This is a genomic window from Macrococcus sp. CoH-51_TC_04 (assembly GCF_058188655.1).
Genome location: NZ_JBVGOY010000052.1, coordinates 1 through 287, shown reverse-complemented (window position 1 = coordinate 287; position 287 = coordinate 1). Strand labels below are relative to the sequence as shown.

Here is a 287-nt window from a genome sequence, read left to right as displayed (position 1 = left end):
GATCATGAGTGTGTACACGGTTGTAGCCGTCACCTTTATGTTCGTGATGGATAGAAACAAACTAAGGAACACTAAATGAGTACTCATGTCTTAAAGCTTGATGAGAACTTTCTTGGCGCTCTGGCCCGTCTTAGCTCAGGGGTGCGCGAGGAAGGTCGCAAGGTGACGGCAGTAGTGCTCAGCGACAAACTGTGCGCAACGATCGCGAGCTGCATTATGGCAGAGCAGGAACCTCCAGAGGATTTGCCCATCCGGCACATCTTCTTGGCGCTTGACCTGATCTACTA

The 287-nt window shown here is 50.9% G+C and carries 1 protein-coding gene; it reads left to right on the top strand.

The genetic code is table 11. The features are described from left to right. Nucleotides 1-75: 75 nt before the first annotated feature. A partial coding sequence (locus tag ACZ2V4_RS11735) for a hypothetical protein (RefSeq protein WP_490514953.1) occupies nucleotides 76-287 on the top strand: 212 nt, incomplete at its 3' end.